The organism is Pseudomonas sp. AMR01 (genome assembly GCF_041946035.1).
In the GTDB taxonomy this organism is placed as follows: domain Bacteria; phylum Pseudomonadota; class Gammaproteobacteria; order Pseudomonadales; family Pseudomonadaceae; genus Aquipseudomonas; species Aquipseudomonas antarctica_B.
In genome coordinates this window covers 64,411-80,453 of record NZ_JAUTYR010000021.1, presented here as the reverse complement: position 1 = coordinate 80,453, position 16,043 = coordinate 64,411, and the positions used below count along the sequence as shown (strand labels likewise).

Below are 16,043 nucleotides of genomic sequence, written 5' to 3'. Positions count from 1 at the left end.
GTTGTTTGGTCATCAGACACCTCTATCTGGCGAGCATTCTCGCCTAAATGGGTGTCCGGTTTCATTAGACCACTACACTCAGGTGAAGCGGTGCGTGATGGCATGGGCTTCTGTGAGGGCCATAAATGAGCCGGATACTCCATATCTAAAGGGTCGGGCTCAATGGTCCTCACAAAAGCCCACAAGATCCTCTTAACGGGGACCCTATGGGATGTAGCGGGTGGAGCTTAGGCCGTAGTCAATTCAATCTCAGTGATCAGCGGCATGGCTACCAACTCGGTTTGCAGCTTGTCCGAACCTGGGGCGCTCAGCTTCAGCTTGACCATGGCGTTAGCCACTACGTCAGCAATGGCCGAGACCTCAATGTCGTACCCTTGAAGCGAAGCGTTACGGGAAGTGTGGATGTTCCAAATATCACCGTCACGGTCTTCACGGAAGCTCAGGCACGAGTAACCGTTAGGGATGCAAAGGATTTTGTTAGGGCCACGGTGGAACTGGATACCAGCACCAATCAGCTCGTCGATAGACTCCAGGCCAGCACGTTGTGCAGCACGGTCAAGGATCGGGCTCAGGGCCACAGGGACCATAAAAGTGAAGTGGCTCAGGCTCAGGCCGAAACCGGTGTCGATGTTTGCGGCCAGGATGTCGATCAGGTCCTCAGCTTGCTCACGGGCAGCACCAGACGGCGCCTTGGCTTTGACCTTACGGAGACCCGCAGATGTGCCAATGACATTGGCTACGGTGGTGTTGCACGCGATCATCATGTCACCCAAGAACTGAACAGCGGTCTGTTCCAGGGAGGCAGCCGTAAAGCCAGCCATGACGTGGTGATCAAGGATCGTGAAGCGGTGACTGAACAGGGCAGCCTTAGGGCACGGCTCGGTGAATACCAAGTCGCCAGCAATGGCCTTGCCTTCAGTGATCAAGGAACCGTCAACGATAGAGGTACGTGGGTCGAAGGTGACCGAGCGATTAGAGGCCAACACGATCTGTTGACTGGTAGCGTCAGTACCCTTAGGCCGGAACTCACACGAGATAGCCTCGTCAGTAGCTACGCGCCACTCATCGCTATTCAGGTAGCCGCCCAGGCTGTTAGCGAACAAGGCCACATAGGTAGCAGCGGACGGGGCGGCAGCGCCTTTTGCAGCGGTCACAGCGTCATTGCTGAAATGGGCAATGGTCGAGTCTTCGACGACAGTTTCAATGTGCACACGGTTCGGTTGAACGTGGCGGTCAGTGCCGTGGCGGTGATCGGTGCCGGTTGGCTGTGCATCGGTGTAGGCGTAGTTGTTCGACATGTGGGAGTCTCCTTAAAGAATTCGGTAGGGTTCCTCAATGGGTCCAGGTGGTGGGCCTCATCGGATTGCATCAGGCGGTGGCGACTTTAGGGACCCCTTAGGTCCACTCATCATCCATGCCTTGAAGGGCATATGGCACAGATGACCCGTGCGAGCGGACCCGTGCGAACTGGGCATGGCGCTCGGCGTCACGGGCTTGGCGCTCGGCTCGGCGTTCAGCAATCTTTACCGGGTCGATAGCGGCGGCCATTTGCTGGGAGCGCTCAGCGAACCACTTAGCATCGGCTTCACGCTTGTCCTGTTCACGCTTGAGGGAAGCGCGCAGCGAGTGAGCCTTACGGGTCTCGGTTGGATAGCCCCGGGTGGACAGGCCAGCGGCCTCAAATTGGTCAACGATGTTCAGCATTTTGTCGATGTTCTTGTGGCACACGGCAAACATGCCAGCCAGCAAAGCGCCTTCAGCATAAAAGCGGTGGACGGTCTGACCCTGGATAACGAAGTGATCGGGGTCAGGCAGTTTTTGAATGTCGAGGTGCATGGATTGGTTCTCCTTTGAGGATTCAGGTGGTGGTCTTTAGCAGTCCCCTTGGGCGGGCTGTCAGCGAATCAATAGGCTGAACTTACGCCGGGTCAGTCAGGCTCTTTAAGGCGTCCTGTGTGATGGCCTGCGGTGGGGAGGGTTGGACGTAATGAACCTACGTGGTTCTGTCCTGCTATATGTGGGGGTTATTAGGTTCGAGTAAGTCAGCTTCAGGGCTGAGAGCGTATCGGGGTCTTAGAGAGTTCCAACACGGGCAGCGTTAGCGACAACGCCAGGGGAGCGACTTAGTGCGCCCAACATCAGGATCAGGGCCGGGGCCAAGTGCAGGCACTCATAACGAGCCTTGACGGCGTTCCGGTAATAGTCGTGGCGTGCGATCACAAGGTCAGTGAACGCAGCGTGTGGTGCTTTAAGGGTCCACTTTGAACCGCCCAGGTGAGGTTCAACGGTGACCAGACCAGCATCAGCCAGCTCAGCCAAAAGGGCCTCAGCTCGTGCCTTGAGGACGCGGTGGGTTGCGCCCAGAGATTCAGCCAGGACGTTGGAAGGTTTCAGGGTAGCGGTCATAAGGATTCTCCTTTGAGAGTTCAGTGGGCGCCCTTACGAGCGCTTAGCGTGGTTCGGGTCGGCATACATCAAGGTGCCTTTGGTCAAGGGGATGCGTAGGTGGGCACACAGGGGTCCTGCAAGGTTGACTCCAGACTCAGCCAGGGCGACCCATCGTTCATAGGTGCGCTGTCCGAGGTTCTTACGGATGTCTTCCAGCAGCGTCGGGGTGTCATAAATTACTTCACGGGCCACGGGGTCCCAGGCACGGAAAGGACTGTTGCGGTTGTTGTATCGAATGCGGGTATCAATCAGGCCCAGTCGGGTGTGAGGTGGGAACAGCTCGTTCAAGGCGTCCAGCTCATGCGGGAGGATGTCGGTCACGGTAGGGCGGTCCTCCTTTGAGGGCGTCAAGAAAGGGTCTGCAAGTTCATCACGGCCACTCAGGCGCTCAATGATGTCCTCAACGTTGAGGCGGACCCGTGGGGCACCACTGGCGCGGTAAGTCACAGTCAGGCTATTGGCCCGTGGCTCGCCCTTGATGGGTAGACCAGTTCGGACACTTCGCAGGCCAGTAGGGCTATCGGGGTCGATACTCCACAGGGACTGGCAGACCTCCAGGGAAGGCAAGCCGGGATACTCAAGGGAGTCCTCAGAGGCTGCCAAGTGTTGGCGTTGCTCAAGGATGAAGCGGATACGGTCCAGGCCACGGGCTTTAAGGGCCTCAGAGTTGTCCTGAATGGTGTCTGCATAGTGGGCCATCAGTCGCGTGGTGTCCTGGCACAGACCAAGCTGTCCGAGGTTCATACCGGCCACGACATGGAAAACAGAGGGGAAGTCGCTGAAGCGCTCAAGGAGGTCCTCAAGGGGTTCAGGGTTCGCTGTGGACCATTCAAACCAAGCCTCAACGGAGAGACCAGAGGGGATCTTGCGTAGTGGTACAACGCCAGGGGAAGTCTTTAGGGCCTTGGTGGCGCTATCAATTGAATGCGGTTGTTCTTTGGTGGCGATGGATTCCTGTGTGGTGGTCATGGTGGGTGTCCTTGTGTTGGGGTCGATCAGTCGTCAGCTCATGGGCTTCCTATCGAAAGTGGTGGTTGTGGTCCTAAAAATTTCTGTGGAATTTCAGGCAATTTCCTTAACTGAGGGGATCAGGCTTGACCCTCACGCGTGGAGTGCTTGGCAGCGTACTTACGGCGGAGGTTGCCGTTCATGCGGTTGTCTTCTGTCGAGGCGAGTCGCTCCCGGCATTCCTCAATGCTGACCCCATCAAGGGACCATTTGAGCCAGTTCTTCAGGCGGGTCTGTTGGTTCCGGCTCAGGGTGTTGACCTCGCTATGTACGTCTTGAGGATTGGGCTGGCTCATTGGCGCAACTCCAGCAGTGCAGCCGTGTAACGCTCAGGGCATACCGCCTGCACAACCTTCAAGGATTCACAACGGGTCAGCATGGAACCCTCAGGCAGCTCAGGGAGAACCTCAGCGATTGCTTCAAGGGTGTCGGCGTGGTCGAGCTTCATTACAGCGGCCAGCTTCGGGGTGGAGTCAGTACGGGCGTTTGCAAATTGAGTCATGGCGGGTCTCCTTTCGTATGGTTGGTATGGTCTGGTTATTGTGGGGGTTTTTAAGTCAGGTCTATCCTCCCTGTAGAGGTGAGGGTTTTAAACGCAAGTCTCCCAATGGGCCCATAAAAGGCCCTCGGTATTGACCATCACACCCAGCCTTCAGCAGGACCAAACACGGCCTCATCGGGCAACGCACAGTAGAAGCTGGCAACGGTCGGGCTGCCCTCACCGTCCCGCTTAATGAAGGCCTTAAGTAGGGCCGCAGTCATGGCGTTGAGACGCTCTGAGCTATGGTCCTTGAGCAGGGAGAACGACTTGAAAGGGTAGACCTGGGAGAGGCCATCGCCTGGGCTATAGCAGCCAATGACGCGACCCACGGCTGATACGCTCATGCCCACAGGTAGGAAGGTCTTACGGCCACGCTTGCCGGTGTGGCGACTATTGAGTGCGCCTGACAGTAACTCCAGGTTCCCGATCAGGTTGTTAGCTGGGTTGAGGTCAATGTGATTCACCAGCAGACCAGCCGGGATAGGGCCGTTGACCATCTCCCATATGAGGCGGTGGCATGAGACCAGCTTAGAGCCGAGCCACACTTGCCAGTAACCGTGGGTGTCACGGCGACCAGCGCGAAGGTCAGCACGGCGACCGGTGCCGGATGTCTTCCAGCTAAACCCTGAAGGACTCATAGGGTCGATGTTCAAGTGTTCCAGGGCGAAGGCTACAGGGGTGGTGTATTGGGGTTGTGCGGTCATGGTTAGGGTTCTCCTTTGAGTGTCTCCTTGAGGGTGGCCGGTGGTGTGGCCTATTGGTGTGCCGTACTGGAACCTTGATGGTCCCTAAGCGCGACTTGTGCAACCGTGGTCGGTAGACCCAGGCTCTGTAACCCTTGAGGGTCCCTGAGTGGTCTGCCTTATAAAATGGGGAAAAGGAACAGTGAGACCGATTGAGCATCAGTCCTCTTAAAGGAACCTTAGGGATAGGGATTGCTTATCAGCAAATAATCCCAATCACATAGGGTCTCAGAGAGCTTAGAGGTGGTCTCTATACACTCCATCGGTAACCATGAAGGTTGTCCGTTAGGTCTTCTTTATCTTGTGTCCGTATTAACTGGCGAACGCATCAGCTCCCAAGGCTAAGCGCAGTTGCTGCAAGGACTTCGGGCAGATAGCGCCCAGGGATTCAGGCTCAGAGGCTGTCCGTATTGAGTCCATATCGCCCATCGCCACACGCAGCCATTGAGGCCGGGACCGCATGAGGTATTGCATGGCAACGTAAAGTGCAGCCAGATACCGCCGCGCCATCCTTAAGGACGCTCCCAGGTGTTCCCCAATGGTCTCTGCGCTCAGGTCCTCAAGCGCTTCGAGGAGGTCATAGAGAACCTTGACGGGTAGCTGCTTGGTCCCGCCGTGATCCAGACGAGCAACGCCCACAAGGACATCCTCTGACCATGGCTCATAGCGGTCCTGAAAATCGAGGTGACCATAGAAAGGGTTCTCAATGATCAAGGGTACGGGCCCACGGCGGCGCACAGCAGGGACCTTAATGAGGGCCTTGAGGTAGTCCGTGGAGTCCTTCGACTCATGCGCCAGGGCAGCGGCACGGGCATTGCGCCACGCATCTTTAAGCAGCAGGTCATAAGGCTCATAGCCTCGATAATCGGTTAGCTCAGCGTGTAGGCGTTGGTAGCCTGCATAGATGTCACTTCGATAGATTTTTTGCGGGGTCATGGCGGTCCTCTTTGGCGGCGTCCTCAGTGAGGTTTTCTGTGATGGTGTGTGCTTCCTGTATATGTGAGGGTTTTAAAGCCACGTCACAGCGAAAGCCCCAGCCGTGAAGGGCCAGGGCAGCATTTGAGGCTTGACTGAGAGGTGACCAGAAAGGAAGGGATGCGACGTGGTGTGTTGTAGTGTGGTGAAACTGGTGAGGTGGTCCGGTTATTGTGGGTGGTTTTAAATTGCCGACCCTTGAGGAACTCCTTGAGCCTGTCCCTTATGACCCTGGCCGGGACCTTGCAAGCATCACCAGGGCGAGCGTATGACCCAGGCCTATCGACGACTCAACTGGGCGCCAATGCTGTTCTCTCCTTGGGGCCTCGCAGCAGCCACAGTGTCAGTGAGCACGCGCAAGCAATTTCCCTCAGTTGCCCCTTGGGCGTCGTCAAGGTCTCCCATAGCAGCCCTCAGCCACTTGGGCTCCCAGGTGTGCCACGCTGTTATCCATAGAGAACACCTCAAGAGCCTCAAGTAATTCAATAGAGAGTCTTCACGGAGAGCTACTTGGTTCCGCTTTAGTCCAGCCTTGTGCCTGTACAAGAACATCTCTCAGACCATCGGCCGTAACGGCCCTGAAAATCCAAGTGACCATAAAAGGATTCTTAATAATTTTCAGTGACTTCACCACTTCATGGCAGAAGCTCCGCCTTATTGGCATTAAGTGATTATTTCTGGCAAAGTCTTCAGCATGGGCAATCAGGCATCCGCAACTCAAGGATTGAACGATGAAGAAAGTAATACAACTAAAAGAAAAACCTGCCGGTTACTGCACGAACGCTGCGAGAGCTGGAGAGCCCGTATATATCCAGTACCGAGGAGTTTCCCTATCTTCAAGCGGCAGAGATTTCATTCGTAAGGTTGAGGCTTTCCCTAACCAGATTTTAGAAATGGCCTATACGGACTTTCAAGCTTCAACGGTTAAGCGCTTCGTTGCCATAATTCACGGCAATCTTGAGGCAGAACTGCACTTAAATGACTTTGACGTATATGCTGAAGCCCTCGTGACCAGAAGCGTTAAAGCTGGTGACGCCGTAAGAAAAAGCGACCTCCACCACTTTGACAAAATGACATTAGAAGGCATCGACTTTCCTGAAGATTGCGGCTACGTTGTGATACTAAACAATGGATGGGAGAGAATCCTGTTCTGGGATTTCGGCCCTCTATTAGAAAATGAAAACTATGCACCTATAGACTACGACGTAGGTCGCCTTATAGCTACAGGGTTCTCGGCTTCAGTTTTCCCAGAGATTTTTGACCTGAATGACGACGAGTGGAGCAAGATTATTGCTTCCGGTTGGTTCCCATTCTCTTATCTTGATTATGAACAACAACTGAACCTACTCAATTACTTAAAGCTCGACTGGGATACCCAGGAGATAGAGCAAAGCATTGACAAAAAGCTATGTGACGACAGTACTGAGTGGCTATCAAAAATAAGCAGCAACGATAAAATAAAACCACATTACGCTCTCATTGAAAAATCATTTAAATATCATCTAAACAACGATTACGACGCTTCAATACACATACTCTACCCAAGGATTGAGGCGCTTCTCCGGGAGGACTTTATCCGAGCAAATCCTAAAAAACAGGGGAGACAACAGAGTGTGCTTTCTTCTCATATATCTACCAATGTAACGAAGCATACTCATACGGTCACGAGACTACTCCCCGACAGATTCGGAGAATATCTCAACAAACACTATTTTAAAGATTTTAACGTTGAGGAAGAAACTGACTTCATCAGTAGAAACACTGTCAGCCATGGCAAAAACCCAACCTCCTCATTCACAAGGAAAGCGTCACTAATAGGCTTTTTAATTCTCGACCAAATCCATCAATACACCCACCTATCAAATACTTTTGAAATAAGAATCCAAGGTGATGAGGAAACAGCACAAGCCAATCCCGAATGACTCTGAACAGGACTCCATAGGGAAACCCTCATAGAAAAAAACAGTCAAAAATAAATACCGAAACACAGGATAATTCAAATGTTTGGTTTCTTTAAGAAAAAACCCACGCCCCCAAATGAGCAAGCCAGGGAGACACTTTCGCGCACGGCCACTATCATTGAGTTAAACCTCATACTCTGCAGATCCGTACCGAGCTACAAAGCCAAACTCAGCAGTGATTTTGTAAGAGGCTATTTTATAGGATTCTTTGATGCATCATTGCAATATTCAAAAACACCGTTAAGAGACGACGAGGAGTTTTTCACTTGCATGCTGTATGGGCATGAAGCCCTTTTAAGAAAAGACATAAGCTCCACAGTCGAATACACGCGAGCCTCAATCCACCTGCAAGGTGTAGAGGGATTCGACAAAGGACAAGCGGCAGGCGGAAGAGATTATTTTGACTTTATGAACAGAACTATCAACTCACCTGTCACTTTACTTAAAGTTTTTCACGACAATTAAAGAAATATTGCGACCTCGACGTATACTGGGTCTTGGTCGCAAACATCAGAAAAATATCTTGTAGAGTCCAAATAGACCTAAAGCCACAAACACATAAAACACTAACTGGACCCCCTTCTTGGTAACACTTTTATTTATCACCCAAAGCTCATCAAGAAAAAAATCTCTAAACTTACGTTCATCAACATCCATTGACAGTCCATATTGAGGAAGCAAGTCAACAGCATGAAAGTATTGGATTTGCGCCAACCTTGATAAATTATTATTGTTATCGTCTATTTTCAGCTCATCTTCGCAAAACATTTTCCAAGCCATAGTTCTTGCGGCTTTTTCACCATTTGAAGCTATCGAAAGTATATGTAGCTCACGACTCCTGAGCTCTTGAGCAACCTTTTCAACGCCATAAAGTTCGAGATTTCTCATTCCATTAAGACCTAATTGCATATTTTCTTTTAGCCCGTACGATTGATAACTGATCGACCGCGAAGCACGCTCCAAGCTCGGCTCAGTTACCCACTTACAGAACTGCTCAGTCCGTAGGATTCGCCCCACTTCAGTATCCAGTTAGGGCTACACTTAGTGGTCGTATCGCTCTGGGTATGAGCCACGATCCGGACGCGTCTTGCACGCAGAGGGCCACCTTGAGGTGACCTTACGGCATCTTTAAGGGAAAGCCACGCCTATATGGCTTCCACACTTATTGCGAGGTATTTAAATATCCGTTGACAGCTGCTTATTTTCCATCACGCTTTTCGATAGCGTTTCGAGCCCCTTCAGGGAGACGTAAATAAAGTGCTTCCAACGCTCGCGGCCTGGCAATCCGATCTTCCACAATTGCGTTAATTAACTCAAACAGAGATAGAGACACCTCGGCAATATCGTCTGAGGTCAACTCCCCCGGATGTACCGCGTTATTACCTACAACTCTAACCACATCAAGCGCTTGCTGGATACCTACAGGAAGTCCTTTTTCCACAAGGCTCTTTATATCCTTATCAATTGATCCTTTATTTTCGCCAAGCTCAACACACAACTTTTGAATAGAAAGTCTAAGAAGAGCCGCTGCACCTCTCGGAGACCTATTAACAATATCACGGGCTTCCTGATAATCAGCCTGTACAGATTCCGGCATATCAGGATGAGGCATTGGCGCAGCTGATCCATCAGGAATCAACATCACTCCACTGGTGAAAACTTTTTCTTCATCATCCCACTCAATCCCTTTCCAGCAACAAAGGCGATTACAGTGAGAGCAGCCTGACAAAAAAAGACCGAAACCACCAACGCCCGAGTGCATTGGGTGCCAGTGCATTTTCGCAAAGGCACCACAGTGAGAGCAGTTGAACGCTGATGATTTAAAAACTGGGGCAACGTGCTTATGCAATTACTTTATCCTTCAGTATAAGGCTTCCAGCAGCATCTAAAGGGCTGCTTACCCGTTAGGCCCGCCCACGGGAAGACTCGCACTCAGAGCCATTGCCATCCTTTCTACCTGAACAGCGCTGCCAGATCCATACAGGTCATAGCTAATAGATCCCGAAGCGTGCCCCAAGATGGACTCAGCGGTCCCCACAGGCACCTCAGCGGCCTTCAAGGCACCGGCCAGCGAGTGACGTAACGAGTGGAAGGTCTGGGTCCGATCAGCGTTCAACGTCAGGACCTCCCTAAGGGCCCCATTGAGCACGTTCGAGAACTGACCGGCTCCCAGTGTGAACAGCCGGGAGTCTGCCTTTCTGACGAACTCAAGGAACGCCTGAAGATTAAAACCATAAGCACCATCAGTCAGTGGCACAACGCGGAGAGCATTCTTGGTCTTGGCTGTCTTGCCATCGTTCCTGTTGATGTCGATGACCCACACGCTGCCGACCTGTTTAACGTCAGCCTTGGTCAACTGCCTGAGTTCCTCAATACGGGTCCCAGTGATCACTCCAAGGGACAACGCCCAGCGCTGCCAAGCGTCCACTGGAAGGGACTTAGCGTGAGCCATCAGGGCCTTTACCTGATCCTGAGAGAGCGCCTCACGGGAGCTGTCAGCGCCTTTCGTTGGCTTCAGACCCTTATCAAAACTCTTGTCGAGGTATCCGTTATTCACAGCCCAATCCATGACAGTTGATAGCCGGGTCAGCTGCTTCTTAACCGTCGAAGGCTTACGGTCCTCAAGGAGCTTGTCCCGAAGGTTCTTCATGTCCTCCCGTGTGTGGGTCTTCATGTCCAAGTCGCCAAGGATCGTGCCGATAGCCTCACACGATGACTTCACGTCCCGCATGGTGCTGTCCTGAATGCTGTCTTTGCGTTCCGCCATGTAGAGCCCAGAGAGAGCCTTGAATGTCAGACCTGAAAGAGCACTTACAGATAAGGGCAGGGAGAGGGCCACAGACGTGCCACAAGGTTCCCCATTGAGGTCCTTCACGATCTCGACCAGTTTCCCCGACCGGCCCCGCATACGCTCCTGAGAGGCCTCAAGGATCTCAAGGGCCTTACTGACTGCTCGTTGCTGATTGATGCTCAGGGGCAACTGTGCGGACGCCTTACGGAGCGCCAAGTGATGCTCATCGTTGATCATCTCGTAAGCGACCAGTGAACTGTCACCGTGTGCCATCGTCAGGTTGTACTCAGCGATGTCTATAAGGCGCTCACGAAGTTCATCCCAGGGCGCTTCTGGGTTGTCCAAGTGGTAAGCCTTGAGAGTCGAGAGGATGTCGTCGGAGATGGTCATTGCGGTGGCCTTGTCGGTAGTCCTGAGTGACAGCGTGAAGAAGCCCTTAACGGTTCCTTGAGGGCGAAGGCGAAGGTAATAGCGACCAGACCGGCGATAGTGGTACGGCTTGGCGAGCGCAGTTTGTAACAGGTTTGTCCCACTTGGGGAGCGGTGGTTGACGGTCATCGGCTGAAACCCCTGTATCCATTGGGTTTAGCCTCAAAGGGTCGAGTTCTACAGCAACTACAAAGTCAGCCGTGACCTGATCGAGTTGCGCAACCTGGCACAAGTGGCCGAACTGATGATCCGCTCCGCCATGGAACGCAAGGAAAGCCGGGGCCTGCATTACACCCTCGACTACCCGCAAATGCTGCCCGAGGCACGCGACACTATTCTGGTGCCAGCCACCTACGGCGGCTGAACTTGAGTCGAACGCGCAGGCGCCGGTGCACATCGGCGGCCTGCGAATCCCTTGGCACACATATCGAACGCACCCACCACTCGCCCTGCACCCGATAGCGCAGCACCACAATCAGCGGCAAGGCCAGGCTGTCTGGACGCAACTGCACGCTGTGCCAGCCACGCTCAGTGCTGAACAACTGCCAACCGTCCTCATCGCGACGCAGGCCACGAATCGATAAACGGTGGGTCAGCAGGATATGCCGCGGTAAAACCCACGCAGCGTGAGCCAGGCACAGCAGCATGCCAAGGCTTGAATACGGCAGATCAAGAAAGAGTAAGGCGCCCAGCGCAAACAGCTGGGCGAGCAGATAGGCCGCCAGCAACAGCCGAGAGGCCTGCCAGCGGCATTCGAATGCATTACTTGGGTTGAACACGGTCCAGAATGATCCGAACCATACGCTGCAGCTCAGGGTCCTCGGATTCGGCACGTTCCATGAACCAGCCGAACATGTCCTGGTCTTCGCAGGTCAACAGTCTGGCGTAGAGATCGCGGTCCACTTCATCGAGCGTCGCGTAGACCTCTCTGGTGAACGGTACCAACAACACATCCAGTTCAAGCATGCCGCGGCGGCTGTGCCAGTAGAGGCGATTGATTTCTACTTCTTCGACCATGGAGCGCTCCTCAAATAGAGCGCAAGTATACAGGCCGGACGGCACCGGAACACTCGGCTTTGGTCGCCCCATATGGAAACTATCCATTTCACGGGCGCCCCTCTATGATGCACCCATCACTTTTTTACCTGCGATGAACCATGGCTGACTCTGCTTTCTTCTGCCCCCTGTCACACGAAGGCGTTCTCGCCGTCCGCGGTTCCGACGCCGCCAAGTTCCTGCAAGGGCAACTGACCTGCAACCTCAATTACCTGAGCGACACTCAGGCCAGCCTGGGCGCGCGCTGCACGCAAAAAGGCCGCATGCAGTCGAGCTTTCGCATCGTATTGCAAGGTGACGGCGTCCTGTTGGCCATGGCCACTGAACTGCTCGAACCGCAACTGGCAGACTTGAAGAAATACGCCGTGTTCTCCAAATCCAAACTCACCGACGAAAGCGCCGCCTGGGCGCGCTTTGGCCTGGCGAATGCGGATGAGGCGCTGGCCAGCCTTGGCCTGGAACTGCCTGCCGAGACCGACAGCGTCGCGCGCACCGAAACCCTGCTCGCCATTCGCGTCTCCCCTGGTCGCACCGAGCTCTGGGTACCGGCGGAGAGCGCCGACTTTGTGCGCAATCAATTGGCCGCTATGCTGAAACAAGCCGAATTGAATGAATGGCTGCTGGGCCAGATCCGCGCCGGTATCGGCCAAGTGATGCCGCAGACCCGCGAGTTGTTCATCCCACAGATGCTCAATTTGCAAGCCGTCGGCGGCGTCAGCTTCAAAAAAGGCTGCTACACCGGCCAGGAAATCGTCGCGCGCATGCAGTACCTGGGCAAGCTCAAGCGCCGTTTGTACCGCTTGAGCCTGAACGCCGACCAATTGCCCGATCCCGGCACGCCGCTGTTTGCGCCCAGCCATAACAGCGCGATCGGCGAAGTCGTCATCTCGGCAAAAGCTGACGGCGCCATTGAACTTCTGGCCGTGCTGCAAGCCGAAGCTGCCGAGAGTGGTGATGTGCACTTGGCCACCCTCGAAGGCCCCGGTTTGCATCTGCTGGAGCTGCCCTACTCACTGGACCGTGATCGAGAGATCCAGCGTTAATCGCCGTACCTTTTTTGCAGCACCTAGAGAGTATGAATGAACGAGCTGGCGGAAAAAGTCCAACAGGCTTTGGTAACGGCCATCGGTAACGATGACCTGGTTCTGCCGACATTACCGGAAGTGGCCCTGAAAATTCGTCAGGCCGCCGAAGACCCGGATATCAGCATCAGCCACTTGAGCAAAGTGATCAGTCGCGATACCGCACTGTCAGCGCGCCTGATCAAAGTGGTCAACAGCCCCCTGCTGCGTGCGACCCAGGAAGTTACCGACCTGCACACCGCTATCACTCGGCTGGGCACCAACTACAGCAGCAACCTGGCAATTGGCCTGGTGATGGAACAAATTTTCCACGCCCGCTCGGAAGCCGTCGAACTGAAAATGCGCGAAGTGTGGCGTCGCAGCCTGGAAGTCGCGGGCGTGAGTTATGCCCTGTGCCGCCGGCACAGCCGGCTCAAGCCCGATCAAGCGGCACTTGGCGGCCTGGTGCATCAGATTGGCGTACTGCCCATCCTCACGTACGCCGAAGACCATTACGAACTGCTGTCCGACCCGGTCAGCCTCGACCATGTGATCGACAGCATTCATCCAGCGCTGGGGGACAAACTGTTGGGGGGCTGGGATTTTCCGGAAATGCTGGCGAAACTGCCGGGGCAATACCTGGACCTGGAACGCGATTCCCCACGCCTGGACTACATCGACATCGTGCAAGTGGCGGTGCTGTATTGCCACCGCGGCACCGATCATCCGCTGGCTCACGTAGCCCTTGCGGACCTGCCGGCAATCAAGAAACTGCGAGTCGACCCCAGCAGCGAAACCCTTCGCGCAGAGCTGGATGAAGCGCGCTCAATGTTTTACTGATCAACCCGCGATAAAACTCACCCGCACCTTCAACCCTGCCAACTCGCCATCGTGCAGGCTGATTTGCGCCAGATGCGCGCGGCAGATTTCCCCGACGATCGCCAGCCCCAGCCCCGAACCCATGCCTTGCTGGCTCCGGCGATAGAAACGTTCAAACACCCGGTCCCGCTCATCCAGCGGGATACCCGGGCCATCGTCTTCAACTTCAAGAACGGCTGGCGCCGTGACGCGCAGAATTACATTGCCGCCCGGCGGCGTGTGGGCCAACGCGTTATCCACCAGGTTACTCAGCAGCTCGTTCAACAGAGTCGGCTCGCCGCGCAACCACACCGGTTCATCCGCTTCCAGCGCCAGGGCGACGCCACGCGCGTGGGCCAGCGGCGCCATGGCCATGCCCAGCTCACGGGCCAATTGGCTGAGGTCGAGTAACTGCGCGCCGCCTTCAGCGATGGCCCGGGCGCCGTTTTCGATGCGCGCCAGCGACAGCAGTTGATTCGCCAAATGGGTCAGCCGGTCGGTGCCTTGAGCGGCGGTTTCCAGCGTGCTGCGCCAGGTAACCGGGTCTTCGGCACGCAGGCCCAGTTCCAGTCGCGCCTTGAGCGCCGCCAGCGGAGTACGCAGTTCGTGGGCGGCATCGGCAATAAACTGCGCCTGACGCTCAAACTGGCCGCGCAGACGCTCGGTGAAGTGGTTGAGCGAACGCACCAGAGGGCCAAACTCATCTTGCACCTCGACCAGCGGCAGCGGCCGCAGGTCGTCGGGCTGGCGCTCTTCCACCGCCGTGCGCAGGCGCTCCAGCGGACGCAACGCAGCGCTCACGGCAAACCACACCAGCAGCAACGCGCCGATGGCCAGCATGCCAAGGCGCAGCAAGGTGTCGGCCATGAGGCTACGGGCCATGCTCTCGCGCGCTTCGTCGGTTTCCGCGACGCGAATCTCCGCCATGCCGTTCATATTCGGCTCGGAAACCGCCTTGAGCAGGCTGACCACGCGCACATTCTGGCCCTGATACGTGGCGTTATAGAACCGCGCCAACGCCGGGTAATGATCGGTGCGCGGTGTACCAAGAGGCGGCCCGGGAAGGTTTTCGTAGCCAGAGATCAGCTTTTGATCAATGTCATTGACCTGGTAATAAATGCGCCCGGCGCTGTCGTAGGCAAAGGTGTCCAGGGCCACATACGGCACGTTGGCGCTCAGGGTGCCGTCCACCTGGGTCAGACCGGCGGCGATGGTGCGCGCCGAGGCCAGCAGAGTGCGATCGTAGGCGGTGTCGGCGGCTTCGCGACCGTTCCAGTAGGCGCTCATGCCGCTGGCGAGCATCAACACCACCAGCAACAGCGCCAGGTTCCACAGCAACCGCCAGCGCAGGCTGCTGGGCTTATGCATCGCGGGCTTCCAGCAAATAGCCAAGGCCACGGAAGGTCACGATGGCGATAGGCTGGCCGTCGAGCTTCTTGCGCAGGCGGTGCACATAAATTTCGATGGCGTCGGGGCTGGCTTCTTCATCCAACCCAAAAACCTGCGAGGCGAGTTGCTCCTTGCTCATCACCCGGCCCGGGCGAGCGATCAAGGCTTCCAGTACGGCCTGCTCGCGGGACGTCAGCGTCATCAGCTCGCCACCTACGGTAAAACGTCGAGTATCCAGGTCGTAGACCAGCACCCCGCAGGTTTGCTGACGCTCGCCACCCAGCACACTGCGGCGTAGCAACGCTTTTACCCGCGCCTCCAATTCAGTCAGCTCAAAGGGCTTGGCCAGGTAATCGTCAGCGCCCAGATTCAGGCCGTGAACGCGGTCCTTCACGTCACTGCGCGCGGTCAGCATCAGCACAGGCAGATTTTTCCCACGCGCCCGCAACCGCGCCAACACCTCGAAACCGTCCATGCGCGGCAAGCCCACATCGAGCACCACGGCCGCGTATTCCTCACTGCTCAAGGCCAGGTCCGCAGCTACGCCGTCGTGCAGCACGTCAACGGTCAAACCCATGCCCTTGAGCGCTTGGGCGACGCTTTCGGCAAGTTGCAGATGGTCTTCAACCAAGAGAACACGCATGGATTTTTACCTCGTTCGCGCATGGTCGACGCCACGCTTTGCCGGGCAGTTTACAGGCGCCGACTGCCCTGTGAAGCCCGAAAACATTGAAAGGCAACTGAAAGGTTAGTGAAAGCTTCGCCCTTTAGCATCCAGCGACG

The 16,043-nt window shown here is 55.2% G+C and carries 19 protein-coding genes and 1 pseudogene; 5 read left to right on the top strand and 15 right to left on the bottom strand.

All coding sequences use genetic code 11. The features are described from left to right. Positions 1 to 227: 227 nt before the first annotated feature. From Q7C20_RS18490 to Q7C20_RS18455, 8 genes are all read right to left on the bottom strand, one after another. Entirely contained in the window at positions 228 to 1,298 is a 1,071-nt protein-coding gene (locus tag Q7C20_RS18490; RefSeq protein WP_375069298.1) for a hypothetical protein, read from the bottom strand. Positions 1,299 to 1,395: 97 nt separating this feature from the next. Then, positions 1,396 to 1,836, bottom strand: a complete 441-nt coding sequence (locus Q7C20_RS18485; protein ID WP_375069296.1) for a hypothetical protein — start codon at positions 1,834 to 1,836, stop codon at positions 1,396 to 1,398. Between the two features lie 237 nt (positions 1,837 to 2,073). Beyond that, positions 2,074 to 2,406 carry a hypothetical protein gene (locus tag Q7C20_RS18480; protein ID WP_065890335.1) on the bottom strand — a complete coding sequence of 111 codons (333 nt, stop codon included), beginning with the start codon at positions 2,404 to 2,406 and terminating at the stop codon, positions 2,074 to 2,076. A gap of 33 nt (positions 2,407 to 2,439) precedes the next feature. Beyond that, positions 2,440 to 3,417 carry a hypothetical protein gene (locus Q7C20_RS18475; protein WP_375069294.1) on the bottom strand — a complete coding sequence of 326 codons (978 nt, stop codon included), beginning with the start codon at positions 3,415 to 3,417 and terminating at the stop codon, positions 2,440 to 2,442. 119 nt (positions 3,418 to 3,536) lie between these two features. After that, positions 3,537 to 3,752: a hypothetical protein gene (locus Q7C20_RS18470; RefSeq protein WP_375069292.1), complete on the bottom strand. Its 216-nt coding sequence runs from the start codon at positions 3,750 to 3,752 to the stop codon at positions 3,537 to 3,539. Further along, positions 3,749 to 3,958: a hypothetical protein gene (locus Q7C20_RS18465; RefSeq protein ID WP_017736346.1), complete on the bottom strand. Its 210-nt coding sequence runs from the start codon at positions 3,956 to 3,958 to the stop codon at positions 3,749 to 3,751. Before Q7C20_RS18465 ends, Q7C20_RS18470 begins: the two co-directional genes overlap by 4 nt. 137 nt (positions 3,959 to 4,095) lie before the next feature. Beyond that, positions 4,096 to 4,701 (bottom strand): HNH endonuclease signature motif containing protein, encoded by a 606-nt coding sequence (locus Q7C20_RS18460; protein ID WP_375069290.1) that lies wholly within the window; start codon positions 4,699 to 4,701, stop codon positions 4,096 to 4,098. A 351-nt stretch (positions 4,702 to 5,052) separates the two neighbouring features. Continuing rightward, positions 5,053 to 5,676, bottom strand: coding sequence for a hypothetical protein (locus tag Q7C20_RS18455; RefSeq protein WP_375069289.1), 624 nt, complete (start codon positions 5,674 to 5,676; stop codon positions 5,053 to 5,055). Positions 5,677 to 6,446: 770 nt separating this feature from the next. On the opposite strand from Q7C20_RS18455, the gene Q7C20_RS18450 reads away from it, so the two are divergent. Beyond that, positions 6,447 to 7,637 (top strand): hypothetical protein, encoded by a 1,191-nt coding sequence (locus tag Q7C20_RS18450; RefSeq protein ID WP_375069287.1) that lies wholly within the window; start codon positions 6,447 to 6,449, stop codon positions 7,635 to 7,637. A 78-nt stretch (positions 7,638 to 7,715) separates the two neighbouring features. Next, complete coding sequence (locus Q7C20_RS18445) at positions 7,716 to 8,141, top strand: hypothetical protein (RefSeq protein ID WP_375069285.1); 426 nt, start codon at positions 7,716 to 7,718, stop codon at positions 8,139 to 8,141. A 45-nt stretch (positions 8,142 to 8,186) separates the two neighbouring features. Here Q7C20_RS18445 and Q7C20_RS18440 read toward each other — a convergent pair whose 3' ends face one another. From Q7C20_RS18440 to Q7C20_RS18430, 3 genes are all read right to left on the bottom strand, one after another. Continuing rightward, positions 8,187 to 8,564, bottom strand: coding sequence for a hypothetical protein (locus Q7C20_RS18440; RefSeq protein WP_375069283.1), 378 nt, complete (start codon positions 8,562 to 8,564; stop codon positions 8,187 to 8,189). 310 nt (positions 8,565 to 8,874) lie between these two features. Further along, positions 8,875 to 9,525, bottom strand: a complete 651-nt coding sequence (locus Q7C20_RS18435; RefSeq protein ID WP_375069282.1) for a DUF4145 domain-containing protein — start codon at positions 9,523 to 9,525, stop codon at positions 8,875 to 8,877. A gap of 48 nt (positions 9,526 to 9,573) precedes the next feature. Further along, positions 9,574 to 11,025, bottom strand: a complete 1,452-nt coding sequence (locus Q7C20_RS18430) for a tyrosine-type recombinase/integrase (RefSeq protein WP_375069280.1) — start codon at positions 11,023 to 11,025, stop codon at positions 9,574 to 9,576. Between the two features lie 43 nt (positions 11,026 to 11,068). Here Q7C20_RS18430 and Q7C20_RS18425 point away from each other — a divergent pair. Beyond that, positions 11,069 to 11,260 (top strand): annotated as a pseudogene (locus tag Q7C20_RS18425) (L-aspartate oxidase); the annotation flags it as partial. On the opposite strand, the gene Q7C20_RS18420 reads toward Q7C20_RS18425, so the two are convergent. Beyond that, entirely contained in the window at positions 11,229 to 11,675 is a 447-nt protein-coding gene (locus Q7C20_RS18420) for a protein YgfX (RefSeq protein ID WP_375069278.1), read from the bottom strand. The pseudogene Q7C20_RS18425 and the gene Q7C20_RS18420 overlap by 32 nt on opposite strands. Continuing rightward, complete coding sequence (locus Q7C20_RS18415; RefSeq protein WP_348061885.1) at positions 11,659 to 11,913, bottom strand: succinate dehydrogenase assembly factor 2; 255 nt, start codon at positions 11,911 to 11,913, stop codon at positions 11,659 to 11,661. The genes Q7C20_RS18420 and Q7C20_RS18415 overlap by 17 nt, the downstream gene beginning before the upstream one ends. A gap of 140 nt (positions 11,914 to 12,053) precedes the next feature. Here Q7C20_RS18415 and Q7C20_RS18410 point away from each other — a divergent pair, with 140 nt between their 5' ends. Beyond that, a complete protein-coding gene (locus tag Q7C20_RS18410; protein ID WP_375069276.1) occupies positions 12,054 to 12,995 on the top strand; it encodes a YgfZ/GcvT domain-containing protein in 942 nt (313 codons plus the stop codon). Between the two features lie 36 nt (positions 12,996 to 13,031). Next, positions 13,032 to 13,853, top strand: a complete 822-nt coding sequence (locus tag Q7C20_RS18405) for an HDOD domain-containing protein (protein WP_348061887.1) — start codon at positions 13,032 to 13,034, stop codon at positions 13,851 to 13,853. Here the strand turns inward: Q7C20_RS18405 and Q7C20_RS18400 are convergent, their stop codons facing one another. Both Q7C20_RS18400 and Q7C20_RS18395 read right to left on the bottom strand, forming a co-directional pair. After that, positions 13,854 to 15,239, bottom strand: a complete 1,386-nt coding sequence (locus Q7C20_RS18400) for a sensor histidine kinase (RefSeq protein WP_375069273.1) — start codon at positions 15,237 to 15,239, stop codon at positions 13,854 to 13,856. Next, positions 15,232 to 15,903: a response regulator gene (locus tag Q7C20_RS18395; protein WP_375069271.1), complete on the bottom strand. Its 672-nt coding sequence runs from the start codon at positions 15,901 to 15,903 to the stop codon at positions 15,232 to 15,234. Before Q7C20_RS18395 ends, Q7C20_RS18400 begins: the two co-directional genes overlap by 8 nt. Positions 15,904 to 16,043: the final 140 nt, after the last annotated feature.